This is a genomic window from Nonomuraea angiospora (genome assembly GCF_014873145.1).
GTDB lineage: Bacteria > Actinomycetota > Actinomycetes > Streptosporangiales > Streptosporangiaceae > Nonomuraea > Nonomuraea angiospora.
Genome location: NZ_JADBEK010000001.1, coordinates 8,672,395 through 8,687,674, shown reverse-complemented (window position 1 = coordinate 8,687,674; position 15,280 = coordinate 8,672,395). Strand labels below are relative to the sequence as shown.

Annotated in this window: 16 protein-coding genes; 5 read left to right on the top strand and 11 right to left on the bottom strand. The window is 69.2% G+C overall.

Annotated features, from left to right (window positions below; genetic code table 11):
- Positions 1-12 precede the first annotated feature (12 nt).
- On the top strand, positions 13-1,197 hold the full coding sequence (locus H4W80_RS40075) for a cytochrome P450 (protein WP_318787278.1): 1,185 nt from the start codon (positions 13-15) through the stop codon (positions 1,195-1,197).
- A 9-nt stretch (positions 1,198-1,206) separates the two neighbouring features.
- On the opposite strand, the gene H4W80_RS40070 is transcribed toward H4W80_RS40075, so the two are convergent.
- From H4W80_RS40070 to H4W80_RS40040, 7 genes are all read right to left on the bottom strand, one after another.
- Positions 1,207-2,310, bottom strand: coding sequence for a serine hydrolase domain-containing protein (locus tag H4W80_RS40070; RefSeq protein WP_318787277.1), 1,104 nt, complete (start codon positions 2,308-2,310; stop codon positions 1,207-1,209).
- 41 nt (positions 2,311-2,351) lie between these two features.
- On the bottom strand, positions 2,352-2,693 hold the full coding sequence (locus tag H4W80_RS40065) for a hypothetical protein (RefSeq protein ID WP_192789826.1): 342 nt from the start codon (positions 2,691-2,693) through the stop codon (positions 2,352-2,354).
- 59 nt (positions 2,694-2,752) lie between these two features.
- Positions 2,753-3,352, bottom strand: a complete 600-nt coding sequence (locus H4W80_RS40060; protein ID WP_192789825.1) for a chloramphenicol phosphotransferase CPT family protein — start codon at positions 3,350-3,352, stop codon at positions 2,753-2,755.
- A gap of 399 nt (positions 3,353-3,751) precedes the next feature.
- Positions 3,752-4,417: a class I SAM-dependent methyltransferase gene (locus H4W80_RS40055; protein ID WP_192789824.1), complete on the bottom strand. Its 666-nt coding sequence runs from the start codon at positions 4,415-4,417 to the stop codon at positions 3,752-3,754.
- A 137-nt stretch (positions 4,418-4,554) separates the two neighbouring features.
- On the bottom strand, positions 4,555-5,694 hold the full coding sequence (locus H4W80_RS40050) for an NAD(P)/FAD-dependent oxidoreductase (protein ID WP_192789823.1): 1,140 nt from the start codon (positions 5,692-5,694) through the stop codon (positions 4,555-4,557).
- Between the two features lie 211 nt (positions 5,695-5,905).
- Positions 5,906-6,739: an alpha/beta fold hydrolase gene (locus tag H4W80_RS40045; RefSeq protein WP_318787642.1), complete on the bottom strand. Its 834-nt coding sequence runs from the start codon at positions 6,737-6,739 to the stop codon at positions 5,906-5,908.
- Positions 6,740-7,385: 646 nt separating this feature from the next.
- Entirely contained in the window at positions 7,386-7,787 is a 402-nt protein-coding gene (locus H4W80_RS40040; RefSeq protein ID WP_192789821.1) for a hypothetical protein, read from the bottom strand.
- A 112-nt stretch (positions 7,788-7,899) separates the two neighbouring features.
- Here H4W80_RS40040 and H4W80_RS40035 point away from each other — a divergent pair, with 112 nt between their 5' ends.
- The 4 genes from H4W80_RS40035 (at position 7,900) to H4W80_RS40020 (ending at position 10,475) form a co-directional block, all read left to right on the top strand.
- A complete protein-coding gene (locus tag H4W80_RS40035; RefSeq protein WP_192789820.1) occupies positions 7,900-8,055 on the top strand; it encodes a DUF4240 domain-containing protein in 156 nt (51 codons plus the stop codon).
- Between the two features lie 136 nt (positions 8,056-8,191).
- Positions 8,192-8,722 (top strand): CbrC family protein, encoded by a 531-nt coding sequence (locus H4W80_RS40030; RefSeq protein ID WP_192789819.1) that lies wholly within the window; start codon positions 8,192-8,194, stop codon positions 8,720-8,722.
- A 513-nt stretch (positions 8,723-9,235) separates the two neighbouring features.
- Positions 9,236-9,472, top strand: coding sequence for an SDR family oxidoreductase (locus tag H4W80_RS40025; RefSeq protein ID WP_192794013.1), 237 nt, complete (start codon positions 9,236-9,238; stop codon positions 9,470-9,472).
- A gap of 175 nt (positions 9,473-9,647) precedes the next feature.
- Positions 9,648-10,475 carry a hypothetical protein gene (locus tag H4W80_RS40020; protein WP_192789818.1) on the top strand — a complete coding sequence of 276 codons (828 nt, stop codon included), beginning with the start codon at positions 9,648-9,650 and terminating at the stop codon, positions 10,473-10,475.
- An 80-nt stretch (positions 10,476-10,555) separates the two neighbouring features.
- Here H4W80_RS40020 and H4W80_RS40015 read toward each other — a convergent pair whose 3' ends face one another.
- The 4 genes from H4W80_RS40015 to H4W80_RS40000 form a co-directional block, all read right to left on the bottom strand.
- Entirely contained in the window at positions 10,556-11,764 is a 1,209-nt protein-coding gene (locus H4W80_RS40015) for a vWA domain-containing protein (RefSeq protein ID WP_192789817.1), read from the bottom strand.
- A complete protein-coding gene (locus tag H4W80_RS40010) occupies positions 11,764-12,972 on the bottom strand; it encodes an AAA family ATPase (RefSeq protein ID WP_192789816.1) in 1,209 nt (402 codons plus the stop codon). The genes H4W80_RS40015 and H4W80_RS40010 overlap by 1 nt, the downstream gene beginning before the upstream one ends.
- Positions 12,973-13,002: 30 nt before the next feature.
- The gene (locus tag H4W80_RS40005; RefSeq protein WP_192789815.1) at positions 13,003-14,292 is read right to left on the bottom strand and encodes a hypothetical protein; all 1,290 of its coding nucleotides are present in this window, start codon (positions 14,290-14,292) and stop codon (positions 13,003-13,005) included.
- Positions 14,293-14,449: 157 nt separating this feature from the next.
- Positions 14,450-15,019 carry an SMI1/KNR4 family protein gene (locus tag H4W80_RS40000; RefSeq protein WP_192789814.1) on the bottom strand — a complete coding sequence of 190 codons (570 nt, stop codon included), beginning with the start codon at positions 15,017-15,019 and terminating at the stop codon, positions 14,450-14,452.
- Positions 15,020-15,280: the final 261 nt, after the last annotated feature.

Genomic DNA, 15,280 nt, shown 5'->3' with positions numbered 1-15,280 from the left:
AGGAGTAAGAGCGTGACCATCACCTTCCCCACAAAACGCCCGACCCCGTTCGACCCTCCGCTAGAGCTGCGCCAGTGGCGCGAGGAGGCGCCCATCCAGCCCATGCGCTACCCCGACGGTCACGACGGCTGGCTGGTGACCGGCCACGCGGCGGCCCGGGCGGTGCTGGCCGACGCCCGGTTCAGCAGCCGCCTGGAGCACCTGCGCTGGCCCGTCGCCTGGGAGGGGATCGACCTGGCGAGCTTCGTCCAGCCGCCCGGCTTCTTCTTGCAGCTGGACCCGCCCGACCACACCCGCTTGCGCCGCCGGCTCACCGCCCAGTTCACCGTGCGCAGGCTGCAGGCCCTGGAGCCGCGGATCGCCCAGATCACCGCCGAGACGCTCGACGCCATGGAAGGCGGCGGCGCGCCCGCCGACCTGGTGCGCGAGTTCGCCCTGCCGGTCCCGTCCCTGGTGATCTGCGAGCTGCTGGGCGTGCCGCCCGCCGATCGCGCACGGTTCCAGCACGACTCCGCCACGGTCCTGCGCGACGGATCGACCAAGGAGGAGGTCGCCGGCGCGGCGGCCTCCCTGTTCGGCTACCTGTACGAGCTCACGGCGGCCAAACAGGCACACCCGGCGAACGACCTGCTCTCCGGCCTCGTCACCGGTGGCGAGCTGACGCTGGAGGAGATCACCGGGATCGGCCTGCTGCTCCTGGTGGCCGGTCACGAGACCACGGCGTCCATGCTCGGCCTGGGCGCGTACGTCCTCCTGGAGAACCCGGACCAGCTCGCCGCGCTGCGCGGGAACCCGGCCCTGATGGAGGGCGCGGTCGAGGAGCTGCTGCGATACCTCTCGGTCCCGCACCTCGGGCCGATGCGGGCCGCGCTGGAGGACGTGGAGATCGCCGGCCGGACCATCAGGAAGGGCCAGGTGGTGACGTTGTCGATCCCGGCCGCCAACCGCGACCCCGAGCGGTTCCCGGATCCCGAGACCCTCGACGTCACCCGTCCGTCCTCGACCGGGCACCTGGCCTTCGGCCACGGCATCCACCAGTGCCTGGGCCAGCAGCTGGCCAGGCTCGAGATGCGCATCGCGTACCGGGCGCTGTTCGAGCGCTTCCCCGCCCTGCGGCTGGCAGTGCCGCCGGAGGAGGTGCCCATGCGTACGAACATGACCATCTACGGCGTACACCGGCTCCCCGTCACCTGGTGAATCCCCGGCCTATGGGCACAGCGCGGAGGTCAGCAGGGCCACGGCCGCCTTCTCGGGATCCCCCGAGTACGGGGTCATCGACAGAGCCACCTGCCGCGACCCGTCGGCCGAGCTGAACGCCACCGTGAGGTAGCCCGGGGCGCCCCCGCCGTGCCCCCACGCGGTGCCGCACGGCAATGGCGCCGGCTCCAGGCCCAGCCCGTACGCCTTGTTGGTCATGCCGGGGTCCTGCATCTCCTTCACCAGGGCAGCGGGGAGCAGCCTGCCCTGGAACAGGGCGCGGTAGAACCGGTTGAGGTCCTCCGTCGTGGAGATGATCTCACCGGCCGCACCGGCGATCGTGGGATTGAACCGGGTGACGTCAACCGGGACGACCTTGCCCCCCTTCCTGACCGGCACGTACGCGTGGGCGTGCGGCCCGGGGACCTCCGGCGAGGCGCCCGGCACGCGGGTGTGCACCATGCCGAGCGGCCGCAGGATCCGCTCTCTGACCTCCGTCGCGTACGGCCTGCCGGTGACGCGCTCGATCAGCAGGCCGAGCACGATGTAGTTGGTGTTGGAATAGCTGTATTTGTCCCCGGGCGGGAATTCGCGCGGGAGCCTCCGCACCCTGTCCACCAGCTCCTCCCCCGTCCAGGAGCGGAAGCGCTCCTTGGGGATGCCCGCCTCGTCGAACATGTCCGTCGTGTACTCGGGCAGGCCGCTGGTGTGCTGGAGCAGGTGCCTGATCGTGGTGTCGGCCCCCTTGTCCACGAGCCCGGGTAACCACTGCTCCACGCTGTCGGACAGCTCCAGCCTGCCCTCGCCGACGAGCTGGAGCACCACGGTCGCCGTGAACGACTTGGTCACGCTCCCCACCCGGAACCGCCCGTCCACGGGAGCCGCCTGGCCCTTGCCGATCCTCGCCCGGCCGCTGGTGCCGCGCCAGGTCCTGCTCCCGTCGCGTACTTCGGCGATCGCCCCGACCGCGCCGGCATCGACGATCCTGTCCAGCATCGCCTGCAGATCCGCCCGACCACGAGGACCCACCGTCCCGGCGACGGCGGGCGCCGCCGCCACCGCCGTGACCAGACCCGCCGCGACGACCACGCTGACGTACTTCTTCCCCTTCACGTCGCCCTCCTCCCGGAGCCCGCCTCTCGGCCTCCGCCCCATCAAGATCGGCCATGGCGGGGTGGTACGGCATCGGAGAAGGCACCCGCGGAAACCCTGATGTCGGCCGGCGGTCTCCCCCTCGGGAAGTAGGCCATTCGGCCACCCTCAGCGGCTGGAGGCGTCCGGGGGCGGCTGCTCGGCGGGAAGAGGATCGCGCTGAGCAGGTACGGCGCGCGGCCCGGCGCGGGAGCGTTGCCGACCCGCTCCCGCAGCACCGTGAGCAGATCGGTGAGCATCTCGGCGAGCTCGTCCGGGCTGAGCCACAGCGTGCCCTGCCGGTAGGACACCGAGTCGGCGACCGGGCCGGCGCCGTCGCAGTCCAGGGACGAGCCGGGGTTCATGGCCCAGACGCCCGTCTTCCTGACCGAACCGGTGACCCCAAAGGGGGCAACGCGCTGGCTCAGGCCATCTCGTGAGGCACGTACCCTCCCGAGGTCAGCACGCGCCGCGGGCCCCTCGATCGCCAGGCGGTCACCACCGACCGCACAAGTGCGTCCGAGACGCCCTGGCTGGTGTCCAGCTCGTAGTCGTACGGACCGAACGTGTGGATCCCGTCAACCTCGACGTGCCCCCGCCCCTCCCCGATATGGCGGTCCCCGCGCTCGCGTTCTCGCCGGTCGATTTCCCCAAGGTCGCAATGCACCCCGACAAGAAACACATCGAAACCCGCCAGCAGCTGTGACAGTTCTTCACGCCAGGCCGGGAATTCGATGATGTGCTCCACGATGAGGTCGTTACCCGCGCTCGCGAGGGCGGGCAGGCACCGGTGAAAGCCTTTGAAGAAGCGCGGCCGCATCTCGTACCACCACGAGAAGGGGCCCTCGGGGTCACGCCGCTCCGGGAGCATGCCGCTCTCCACGAACTGATCGGAAGAGACATAGAGAAACGGCTCATCGAGTGAGCGCTGTAGCGCCTTGGCCAGGGTCGACTTCCCGGAGCTGGAGGCCCCGTTGAGAATGATGACGCGTCCTGGGCCTCGAGCCGGTGGAGTGGGTTCCATGCTCACACCATGGCAGAGCTCCGGAACCATCCGCAGATATTGCCCTCTCGTGCGGCTGTGACGCTCACCGACGCCGACATGGCCACTCTGCTCGCCCCCGCCGGCCTGCGCTTCATCAAGCGGATGAACCAGGAGGACGTCCGGCTGCCTCCGCTGCCACCGGGACACTCAGCCGCGAGCGCGGGCCCCGAGCACGGCCGGTTCGACTCCCGTCCGGACGAGATACCCGATGTCGACGACACCCTGACAAGGTCAATGCGGGCTGGTTCCGGACGGCGGCCGAATATGGGCTCTTCGCATGATGCTGAACACCACTGTCTGGGGCAACGGCACAATCAGCACCATCGTCATACGCCCCCACGACGACTCTCCGCAGACCACACGTTGACCATCAGACCGCTAAGACGACTTGTCGGGCTTGTGGGCCAGGAAGAAGGCTTGCCGGCCTGAGCGTGGCCTCTCGCTCTCGTCAGGCTCGCGGATCAGCTGGGCGTCCAGGACCAGCCCGGCACTGCCCAGCAGCTCGGCGATGCGCTCCGGGGGCATCCAGTAGACATCGAGCGAGATCTCATGGCCGTAGCCTCTGGGCAGGTGGCGACGCTCGTCACCGACCTTGAACGCGATCAGGAAACGGCCGCCCGGCGCCAGCACCCGATGGATCTCGGCGAACACCGTCGGCAACACCTCTGGCGGGGTGTGGACCGTCGAGTACCACGCGACGGCACCGCCGACGGCCTCGTCCGCCAGGTCCAAAGCGGTCATCGACCCCTCTTCGAACCGCAGATCCGGATAGCTCCGGCGCGCGACAGCGATCATCTTCGGCGACAGATCGATGCCGAAGGCGTTCACCCCGAGAGACTGCAGATGGGCGGTGACGCGCCCCGGGCCGCAGCCGAGATCGGCGACCTCCCCGGCCTCCGGCGCCCGCACGTATTCGGCGAACGCCGCCAGCATGGCGCGATCGAGCGGCTTGGTATCGAGTTCGTCCCTGAGGAGCTCGGCGTAGTCGACAGCGACGGTGTCGTAGGCCACTTGGGTGGCATGCAGGTAGGCGGACTCAGTCATGCCCAAGGACGATAACCCCGTCGGCGGCACCCAGCCAGCCGGCTTGGACCGGCACCCACGACCGCGAGGTGGTGCCGGGCGTGCCGTGAAATGCCCAGATGACCCCGCCACTCGCACCTCGAACCGGCTTCATCGCGTCACCCCCAGGCACGGTCGATCGCAGCGTCCACAAGGTGTGGATTGACCCCCGGAAACGAACCGTCACCGAACAGGATCCGCGCCGCCACGGCACGACCGGCACGACCACGCAGCACGCCCACCGCCGCCTCCGCCACGGCGCGGGATCGGATACCGCCGAACACCCGGCGCAACAACAGCCGGCCTCGGAACCGGCTCCGCAACGCGCCCCCGTCGTACAGGCTCAACATGCGCTGATCGCGAGTGCGCAGGTACCCGGCGGCGACCGCCGCGGCCAGTTCGGACATGCGTAAGCACGGGTCCAGCCCACCGGCCGTCAGCGGCGACACCGCGCCCGCCGCGTCTCCGACGAGCAGCCCGGCGGGGCACGCCAACCGACGCAGCACACCGCCGACCGGGATCGGACCACCTCGGCGCTCGACCGGCCCGGTCGGCGCCGCCCGGCCGGGCGCGTCCGCGGCGAAGGCGTCCAGCAGGTGACGGATGCCGGCGCGCATCGCTCCCGGATATCCCGCGACGCCGACATGCGCGTGCCGGCCGTCGTCGATGACCCACCCCAGGTACCCCGGAGCGACCCGAGGGTCCAGCACACAGTGAAAAGCGGGGGCGCTCGTGCCTGACGCGATCGGGTGGACGATCTCCGCACCGACCAAGAAGCGCCGGTTGACATCAAGACCGAGATCACGCGCCACCCGGGAGCGGGCACCGTCCGCGCCGACGATGAACCGGGCCCTCACCGGCTCGGCACCCTCGAACTGCACAGATCCCATCGACGCGCCGACGTACCGTACGCCCAGGAGGACCCGCGCCCCGGCCGACTCCGCCGCCCGGCGCGCGTGCTCATAGACGCCCGCCATGTCAGCCACGCGGTACTCGTCCCGCTCACTGGTCAGCCGGATCGGCGCCCGCCGCGACGGCGGATACAGCAGGACGTCCCGTACACCGGGCCCGAGCAGCTGGTCCGGCAGGTCGAAGTCGTCAAGGGTACGACGCACGAAGATCCCGGTCGTACGGATGCCCGCCGACAGCGACCTGCGCCGGTCGACCACCATCACATCCAGCTCTCGCAGCGCGAGCAGCCGAGCCGTACGCAGACCGGCCAGTCCCGCTCCCACGACCAGTACATCCACTGTCCGCATATCCAGCGACGCTAAGGGCGATGCGCCATCTGCGGGAGCATCTGCACTCGACCCGCCCAGTACCTCTACACCGTCACCACACTCGGGACCCGCGGACCGCTCCGCCGCTCTCGCCGACAGGTGACTGCCTTGACGGTGGTCGTCACAGCCCCATTCTGATGGACCGGCTCCGGGTCGCACGCCGGCCACCCGGAGCCGTTCTGAAGTGCCGCTAAATTGTCAGCTTGTCGAGGATGGCGGCCACCTCTCCGGCCCTGAACACGAATCCCACATGTGATGTGTCCAAGGTGTGAACGTCGTACGGATTGTCAGGCGTCAGGGCGTTCGCTTCGGCGATCAGCCTGTCCTGCATGGCCACCGGGAGGGACCGGTCTTCGGTGAGGCGAATGTAGGTGCGAGCGATCGTGCCCCAGGTGTCGGCCTGCACCCGGGCGTTGGCCATCATCACCGCTATCGATTCGTCCGGCTGCAGGATGTTGAGGAAGGCCCGGAACTGTTCGTCGCTGACATCCGCCATGGTCGCCGCCTTGAGAGCGGCGAGCAGTGCCGGGTCGGCGGTGCGGTAGTTGGCCCGGCCGGCACCGAGTTGAGACGGGTCTCCGACGTTGAGGGCGTAGAGCGGGGCCATCAGGTTGTCGGCGAACTCGGGCTCCTGCATGTATTCGATCGGGTTCGACCGTTGCACGCACGACCACGCGGAGATGTATACGAGCCGGCTCACCAGCTCAGGGATCGTGTTGCCGACCCCGGTGATGGTCGTACCTCCGAGGCTGGCGCCCACCAGCACCACCGGCCCGTGTTCCGCCAGGCGGCGGACTACGTCGACGACCAGGTCGACGTTGTCCTGCAGGGTGACCCCGCCCAATGTGGACGGCTCGACCGCCCACGCGTCGAGGTCCTGCGGCGCCTGGTAGGCGACCGGGTATTGCGCGTCGAGGCCATGTCCTGGGAGATCGACGGCGTAGCTGCGGTGACCGAGCAACGCCAGTTCGCGCTGGACGGGAGCCCACATGAAGGAACTCGAGCCGGAACCGTGAACGAGCACGAACGTCGGGGCGGCACCGGACGCGGGTCCAGAGATCGATGAGTTGTTTGAGGTGGATGGCATACGGAACAGTCCGTTCGGATTGAGGCATGGCAACATGCCTGATGTCAGGGGCGACGCGGGGCCGCTGGTGATGGGAGTGGCTGGGCCGACCTGCCCATGAGCTCGCACAGGTCCGGCGATGACACAGGCAGTCGGAACTCGCCGGCGGCGCTGTTTCAGCCCGTGATGGCTACCAAGGACAGAAGGCAACAGGGCGGCCGGCGGCCATACGGAGTCGACGGGTCAGGTCGAGCGGAACCCGGACGGTGTGCGGTTTCCAGATCGCAGCACCTACTGGCGGGCTCGCCTCAACTGCCGCTGGTCGCTGAGCGACCGGCGGAGCACACCGTCTTAGAAAGTCCGCAGACGGACGAACATGTAGACCATGGTCCGTGACCCTAACAGGTGTCGGCGTTGCGAGCACGGCCGGGAAGGCGAAGGGGCGGCCAGGACGCCCGGCCGTCGTCAAGGCCCTGGGCGTCCCGCAGTCCCCACGACCAGTACTGTCCGCATATCCAGCGACGGTACGGGCGATGCGCCACCTGCGGGACCGTCTGCACGCGACCCGCCCAGTGCCTCTACACCGCCACCACCTGCCGCTACATCAGGCGCGGGGCTCGTTGAACCAGCGCCCAGCCGAGGGCAGAAGGAGCAGAACGATGACGGCCCAAGTGAGTAGCTGAGAGCCGAATATCGCCTTCCACGTCACAGTGGAGAAGAGCGCCGAGTCGAGGACGGTGGCGCCGATCACCAGCAACTGCGCGGCGACGATCGCCCAGCGTAAGTACCTCCGGCGGCTCGACCATCGGCTCAACAACCACCCGAGAAGAGCGGATCTTCCTGCGGCGTAGATCAGGGCAGGCAGGATGCCCGAATCGAAGGTGGAGAAAAAGCCCACGAGCGTGAGCGCCAGGCCCACGAGGCAGAAAGCCGCGTCGAGCGTGATGATGAACTGAGCCGCCTTGATGGTGCCCGGCATCGCGGGTGCCTTGACGGTGTTGGCCACAGCCCCATTCTCCCCACCCGGCGGCGGCCCCGGGAGCTCACGCCGCTCTTGTTCCGCAGGACGGTTAGGGGTAGATAGACGGTGCTCCGGCGCCACCGCCAGAATGCCGACCATGACTCCCGACGACTTCTGGGCGATTCTCGCAGGATGCCCGCCGCCGACAGGCCCTGACGACTACTGCGACGAACTGATCTCAACGCTCAGCCGGCTGTCCCCGCCGGATATTGTCGCATTCGACGGCCAGACTTCGGCGACGTCGAGGAAATGAGCCGCCGCTATCCTCGCTTGTCGGCGTTGCTCGATGAGGCCGATGCGCTCGCCTGAGGGCGACGCCAAGAGCGCCTCCGGCGGGGGCGCTCCGGCTCCGAGAGCCGGCCGAGCAGGTGCGTGTGTATTCTGCCGCCATGCTGCCTGGCTTCGACTACCATCCGGATCCGCTCAGCACGGGGTCGGTGAAGGCCTCCGATGCGGCATGCGCGTGTTGCGGTCAACGGCGAGGCTACGTGTACACGGGACCGGTCTACTGCGTCGAGACCCTTGAGAGCGAACCATGCCCCTGGTGCATTGCCGACGGGAGCCTGGCAGCCCGCTATGACGCCGAACTCGTAGACGTCTGCGACGCCCCCGCCAACGTGCCGAAAGACACGATCGAGACCGTCAGCCGGAGAACCCCTGGCTTCTCTGGGTGGCAGCAGGAACGCTGGCTGTTCCACTGCGGTGACGGCGCCGCGTTCCTTGGGCCGATCGGGGCGCCGGAGTTGGCGGCCTTCCCGGATGCGCGGGAAATGCTTCGTTTTGAGCACTCCACCGGCGGATGGTCGCCCGAGCAGGTGGACGACTTCCTCGCGGCCCTCGACAAGGATGGCAATCCCACGGCCTACCTGTTCAAGTGCCGAAAATGCGGATCTCATTTGGCATACGCCGATTTCACCTAGATCGCTCGACACCTCACCGTGCCCTGCGCCTCATCTCACCTTGTGCAGGAAGAGCGCGGCAAGCCGGGGAGCACGGCGTCGGATCTCCTCCGGGTTCGAAAGGTCCCACGGTTCGCCGGCCGGGCTGCGGGGCGCGTCCCTCATTTGCGGGGTGGGCGGGGCGGAGAACCCTCCACCCGTGGGATGGGCCCCACTCATGCACCCCGGCACGCTCGATCGGGACAACGAACCCGATCGGAACGGACGATCAAGGTGCCTGACGGTTCCTCTCACGAGTTGGTGTATCTGGCCCGGTATCTCGACGGCGCGCTGATCCTGCCCGGCGATCCGGGCTGGGATGCCGGGCGCTCTGCCTGGCAACTGGCCGTGGATCACCGGAGCTGTTCTGGGCCATCCGCGGTGGCGACGGCAGCTTCGCGGTGGTCACCGAGCTGAAGTTCGGCCTGTTCCCCATCTCCGAGGTGCACGCGGGCGCCATGTACTGGCCGCTGGAGCGGGCCGGCAGGCCTCCGGATCCGGGTCAACGCCATCGCTCCCGGCTATATCCAGACGCCAGGCACGGATGGTCTGATCGGCGAGGACCTGGATGCCCAGCGGCGAATGAAGGCGGCCTTCGCCGGGCCAATCCCCCTTGGCCGCATGGGCGATCCCGACGAGGTCGCCGCCGCGGCGGTCTTCTTGGCCTGCGACCAGGGCTCGTTCACCACCGGCGCCGAGCTTTTCGTCGACGGCGGCCTGGCCCAGGTCTGAAAGCCGCAAAGCGAGGAGGCGGCGGAAAATACGAGAGCGGCGCAAGGAGTATCCCGCCCGCCTTCATCGGGAACTGTCACCACGGGGATGCACAGATTGTTATAAGAAATCCCTTATCTCGCCAACACCACCCTCTTACTCTTTTCCCTGCTATATCCCCCGAGCAAGGAAACCGATGAAACTCTTCTTCGCAGGCCTCGCGGCAACGGCCGCGACCGTGTGCACGGTGGCCGTACCCGCTCAGGCGGCCTCTGTCGCATCCGTGCAGGCCGCCCCGGTGAACCCGGTGAAAGCCCTGAAAGCCCAACTGGTCCCGGGCAAAGGCGTGAAGATCACCGAATCAAGCGGCATCACTCTCGATTTCACCGCCGACGACCAGGCAATGCAGGTACAGGTGAACACCCACACGGCCGGCACCCTGGCTTTCGGCAAAGGCAACGTAGCGGCTGCTGACCTGCGTGTTCGCATGTCCTCACGCCAGAAAGAGTCCAACTCTCCCTACCGCGTCATCGCCGAGGGCAGAAACGCCTACGTGACCAACGCCGGCATCGCCAAGGCGCTGCCTTCCGGTCTTTCCTGGATCCGGTCGAAGACCAGCGCGCGCGAAAACACCCTGCTCAACAGCGGCGTCACTCCGGCAGAACTGCAGTTCATGGTGGACAATGCGTCAGAAGTAGCGACCGGCCACTATAAGGGCACCGCCACACTCGCCGACTTCCGGCACGACAAGTCCGCCGGGGAAGGCGACGTCGAGTTTCACCTGTACTTCGATGCACGCAACCTGCTCACCCGCTCGGTCGTCGACACGACGACCTACCCGGATGACGACACCTCAGCCTATGACCAGATGGCCTTCCACACCGATACCAGGTATTCGGGCTGGGGCGCCAAGGTGAAGATCGCCGCACCGGCGGCCGGCAAGGTCATCAGCGAGAAGAAGCTCGACCCGAAGACCCGCAAGGCCGTCATAAAGGCCGGCTATCCGGAGAGCGGCCCCTTCTGACCCGCGCCAAGAAGGGACCGCCGACGGGGCCCGCGTAGCTCGGTGGCGCCCGGGCCGTAGGACCACCAAGGCCGGCCTGCCTAGCCGATCTCGACCGTCCGTGCCCATGAAGGCGGCGTGTCCGGCACGTAGTCGGGATCGCTCTCGTACGACCGCTTGGGCCGGGAGAACAGCCCCACCACCATGCGGGACGCCGGCCGTTCCCGCGGCCACGGGGTCTGTCCGTCGGTCAGGACCACGATGACGTTCGGCCGCGGGCTCGCCCGCAGCGCCTTGGCGATGCCCGCACGCAGGTCCGTGCCGCCGCCGCCCACCAGCGTCATCCCTTCGGCCCGGCACAGCGGTTGCGCGACCCGGGCCGCCGCGTCGCAGGACAGGACGCTGACCAGGTCGCGCCGGCCGCCCACGGCGCGGACGATCGCGGCGACCTCCAGCAACGCGCTCCCCAGCTCGGCGTCGCTGACCGACGCGGAGGTGTCGATGACCACGCTGATCCGCGGCGGCCTGCGCCGCAGGCTCGGCAGGATGACGCCGGGCAGGCCGGCCGAGCGCCGCGGCGGCCTGCCGTAGGTGTAGTCCTCGCCCACGCCGGGTCCTGACACCGCCGAGCGGATGGCCGTGCCGAGCAGTTCCCGCCACGGCTGCGGCGGGTGGAAGGCCTCCTCCGCCCACCGTCGCCATCCCTTCGGCACGTTCCCCGGATGGGCGTTTATGCCCTGCGCCACCCGGAACCGGACCGCCTCCCGCTCGTGGTCACTGAGCCCGTTCGCGCCCTCCGGCCCGAGATCCCACTCCCGCTCGAGTCCGTCGGCGCCGCTGCCGCAGTCCAGCCAGACCAGATCCTGCATGTACGGCCCGAGCCGGAACTGGCGCAGATAGTCCTCCATGAGCTCGCCTTCGCGCAGCCCCAGCATCTTCGGTTGGACGGCGCCATCAGGCCAGGCCAGCCCGTCACCGTACACGTCGTCGTTGATCTCGAAGTCGGCGGCGATGTTCATCCGCAGCCGCTCTCCCCGTCCCGTCAGCTCCTGCTGCCGGGCGACCCGGTCGCTGCGGCCGTGATGGTCGCGCAGCAGGTGGGAGACCTCGTGCACCCACACGCTCGCCAGCTCCTCGACAGGGGTTCGTGCGACGAACGCCGGTGAGACATAACATCGCCAGTGCCGGTCCACGGCCATCGTGGGCACGTACCGCGACTCCACCGGGTGCAGCGCGAACAGCGCCGTCGCCAGATAGGGCCGGGCCCGCGCGGCGTACAGCCGGGCGGTGAAGAGCTTCTCGAGGTCCATCAGCCCGCCACCCGCGCCGCGACCTCATCCGCCTTCCTGCCCAAGGAGACCACCCCGGCGAGCCGCTCGATCGCGGCCGGGACCTTCCAGTCCGGGCGGCGCAGCGCGGCGAGCGTGGAGGCGGGCACGACCACCAGGTCCGGGGCGCCGGTCTCCAGCGCTCGCACCAGCAGCGCCCATGCCGCGTCCCACCGCTCCTTCTCCGGCCGCTTCCGCACGGCCGCGACCACACCGTCGAGTACGGCCTGGCGCAGGTCACCCCGCTGGGGCAGCTCGGCCGTCGCCGGGTCGGCCAGCAGCGCCTCGGGGTCGGGGAGGTCCATCCGATCCATGGCGGCAAGCAGCTCCAGCCCAGGCCCGTCCCCCACCGTGCCCCTGACCAGCATGGACAGCGCGTCCTTGGACGCGTCGGCCGCGGTGGCGAAGGCGGTCAGGCACAACGCCATCTCCCAGCTGCGAGGTGAGGGCCACGGGCCGCCCCGGTGTGCCTCGTTGTTCGGCAGCCGGTGGACGAGATCGGGGCGGGCGGTGAGCAGCCCGCACACCGCGCGCCGGGCGAACGTCACCGCCTCGGGCAGCCGCTCCGGGTCGAGCCACGGCAGGCTCGCGCGCGGCCAGGTCCCGCCGAGGCCGCGTACGACGACATCGTGATCGTGACGCCATTGCAGGTGGACGAACCGGTTCGCGAGCGGCGGGCTCAGCTCCCAGCCATCAGCGGCGGAGGAACGCGGGTTGGCCGCCGCCACGATCCGGACACCTGCCGGGAGCCGCAGGGCCCCGACCCGCCGTTCCAGGACCAGGCGGAGCAGGGCGGCCTGTACGGCGGGCGGCGCCGTGGACAGCTCGTCCAGGAAGAGCAGTCCCCGGCCCCCGCGAGCCAGGCGTACGGCCCAGTCCGGCGGCGCCATCGGGACGCCCTGCGCGGCAGGGTCGTCACCGACCACCGGCAGGCCGGAGAAGTCGGACGGCTCGTGCACGCTCGCGATCACCGTCGTGAGCGGCAGGTCGAGCGCCTCGGCGAGTTGCTGCAGCGCCGCGGTCTTGCCGATCCCCGGCTCCCCCCACAGCAGGACGGGCAGGTCGGCCGCCACGGCCAGGGTCAGGGCCTCCAACTGCGTGTCGGTACGTGGCTCCGTGGTGGTGTCGCGGAGCAGGGACAGCAGATCGCCGGCGACTTCAAGGCGCGAGGCGTGAACGGACGAAAGCATGATGAATCACCTTGGAGGTCTAGGAAAGAGTCAGCGGTGTGTGGCGTGGCGCGGGCGCGCCCGGCCTTTACGGGAGCGGCGGTCCGGTCGCTCGGCCGGCCCCGGCTCCGGCCCGAGCCCGGCGCGGAACAGCCCGTGGTCGATCCGCCGCAGCGCCGCCTCCTCGAGCACGTCGCGCAGCGCGCCCTCGGGCAGCCGCGCACCAGGTCCGAGGAGACCGTCGAGGGTGGCCTGAGCACCGGCGGCGTCGCCGTGCTCCAGCCGCGCGCGGACGTCGAGGAGGCACTCCGGGGAACGGTGGGCCTCCTCGATCAGCCGCAAACAGGGCAACGGGGTGCCGGTCAACTCGGCCAGCAGCTTCTCGCGCCGGATCTCGGCCGGGTCGTGATCGAGGGCGACCAGCACGCCGTTCACGAGCGCGATCCTGTGCCAGGCGCCGCGGCACTCGACCATGCGCGGCCCGTTCTCGCCCTGGTGGCCGGATGGCTTGGCGTCCGGCGAATGCCCTGGTACGAGCGCCGCCGCGACGAGCGGGTGCAGCCTGCCGGCCTCGATCAGCCCGGCACGCAGCAACGCCAGGTCGGGCAGCACCCAGGTCGCCGCATCAGGCAAGATCGGCGGCGGCGCGGGGCCTTCGTCGCCGACCTGGGACGCGCCCACGTCGAGGAGCAGCTGTCGCCGCCCGCCGACGCGGACGGCGACCGTACCCGCGTCCTGCCCCTCGGCGCCGAGCAGCAACCGGGCCTCGGCCGGCCACCGATCGACGGCCCAGCCCCGTGCGTGCGGCGCCGTCTCGGAACGTGTACGCAGCTCACCGGCCCTGCGCGCATCCCACAAGTGGCGATGCAGGTCGAGGCGGAAGCGTCGGTTCGGATGGGGATGGGGGTGCGGATGCGGCCCGGACCGGGAGCCGTCCCAGAGCGCCAGGCTGATCCGCTGACCGGCATCCGCCCAGGCCGGCGGGGTTCTGGCCACGAGGTGAACCGTGTCGTCGCCCTCGCGGTACCGGGCCAGCGAGAAGGTCAGGCCCGGACGTATCAGACCGTTGGGGGCGATCCTCGGCATGTGCCAGCGCAGCAGGTCAGGTGCCAGATGGCGGAGGTCGGTGCGGAGGTGGGTGGCCAGTTCCTGGCCGTGGAGGCGCGCTATGTGGCGCAGGTTGAGATCGACGTCCACGTGTGCTGCCGCACACGCTGCTGCCCAATCTCCGGTGGTACGGCGGGCGGTCGCTGACTCGATCATGGAGGGCGGCACGGCGAACTCGCGCACGCGCAGCCAGAGAGTAAGGCGGGGATCCTCGTTCGAGGTCGAGTGCGGCATCAGCACTCACCTTGCGTGAACGGGGCCCCCAATCTGATGTAGGAGGTATTCATCGTGATCAGCGTAGCGTCTTCCGCTCCGCGCGAGAAGAGCGGCTCCGGCAGGAATGGCCGGCCACCCGCACCACCTGCACGGGAAACGGCTCGATGGAGGCACGTCAACGCCCCGATAAGTACTGGCTGAATTCCCGCTCCATGAGATCCCAGAACGATCTGAACCGCAACTCCCCCGGATGCCACGTCGCGAAATCCCAGGCCTCCCATTCGCCATCCGGCCCGACCACGTACGGGTTGAGAAGATAGACCTGCCCCTCGATGTACTCGGCGATGAACAGGCTGTCCGACACGGACTCCCGCCCCTGCGGTCCGGAAGGGCCGTCCAGCTCATCCCAGATCTGGCCGAGCTCCGGGTCAACGTCACGGGTCCAGCCGACCTCGGCTGTCGTCAGCAACCGGAGAGTCGCGTGGCTGTACTCATCCCAGCCATTGGTGACCTGGAGAAACTCCCGGTAACTCGGCGGCAGCCGCATGCCGAGACGTTCCTCAAGCTGCTCGATCTCGGCCTGCGCGGCCCCTGGTGCGCCGAGCCAGGAAGCACGGCCGAATCCATCGTCGAACTGCGCCTGGTGGGGCGGAAGAGAAGCCCTGAACTGCGCGAAGTACTCCTGAGCGCTGTCGTTCACGGCGCGGAGACGGTCCAGCCAGGGGTAACGGGGCGACGAAGCCATGGCCGCGACCTTAGCCATCACTTCCGACAATTCCGCCGATGTATTGCGGGCCAGTTCGAGTGAGGTGGTGCTCGATCCGCATCCGCATCCGCATCGGCCGGTCGGCCTGGAGCGCGGTGACCTGGCCGCGGGGGCATTCATCGGCGGCCGCCGGCGTTACTCTGGCCAGATGCCTTACCGGGAACTCCCGACCCCTGCCTTACCTGAGCTGTCAGCATTGTGGTGGTCGCGTTGGCCGGACAGTCCGCCCATCGGCTATGA

Excerpts from the sequence above, each read along its gene's own strand:
- H4W80_RS40055 (WP_192789824.1), bottom strand. The coding sequence starts at position 4,417 with ATGACTGAGTCCGCCTACCTGCATGCCACCCAAGTGGCCTACGACACC.
- H4W80_RS40015 (WP_192789817.1), bottom strand. The coding sequence starts at position 11,764 with ATGGACCTCGAGAAGCTCTTCACCGCCCGGCTGTACGCCGCGCGGGCC.
- H4W80_RS40030 (WP_192789819.1), top strand. The coding sequence starts at position 8,192 with ATGCTGCCTGGCTTCGACTACCATCCGGATCCGCTCAGCACGGGGTCG.
- H4W80_RS40020 (WP_192789818.1), top strand. The coding sequence starts at position 9,648 with ATGAAACTCTTCTTCGCAGGCCTCGCGGCAACGGCCGCGACCGTGTGC.
- H4W80_RS40000 (WP_192789814.1), bottom strand. The coding sequence starts at position 15,019 with ATGGCTTCGTCGCCCCGTTACCCCTGGCTGGACCGTCTCCGCGCCGTG.
- H4W80_RS40005 (WP_192789815.1), bottom strand. The coding sequence starts at position 14,292 with ATGCCGCACTCGACCTCGAACGAGGATCCCCGCCTTACTCTCTGGCTG.
- H4W80_RS40035 (WP_192789820.1), top strand. The coding sequence starts at position 7,900 with ATGACTCCCGACGACTTCTGGGCGATTCTCGCAGGATGCCCGCCGCCG.
- H4W80_RS40060 (WP_192789825.1), bottom strand. The coding sequence starts at position 3,352 with ATGGAACCCACTCCACCGGCTCGAGGCCCAGGACGCGTCATCATTCTC.
- H4W80_RS40050 (WP_192789823.1), bottom strand. The coding sequence starts at position 5,694 with ATGCGGACAGTGGATGTACTGGTCGTGGGAGCGGGACTGGCCGGTCTG.
- H4W80_RS40065 (WP_192789826.1), bottom strand. The coding sequence starts at position 2,693 with ATGAACCCCGGCTCGTCCCTGGACTGCGACGGCGCCGGCCCGGTCGCC.
- H4W80_RS40010 (WP_192789816.1), bottom strand. The coding sequence starts at position 12,972 with ATGCTTTCGTCCGTTCACGCCTCGCGCCTTGAAGTCGCCGGCGATCTG.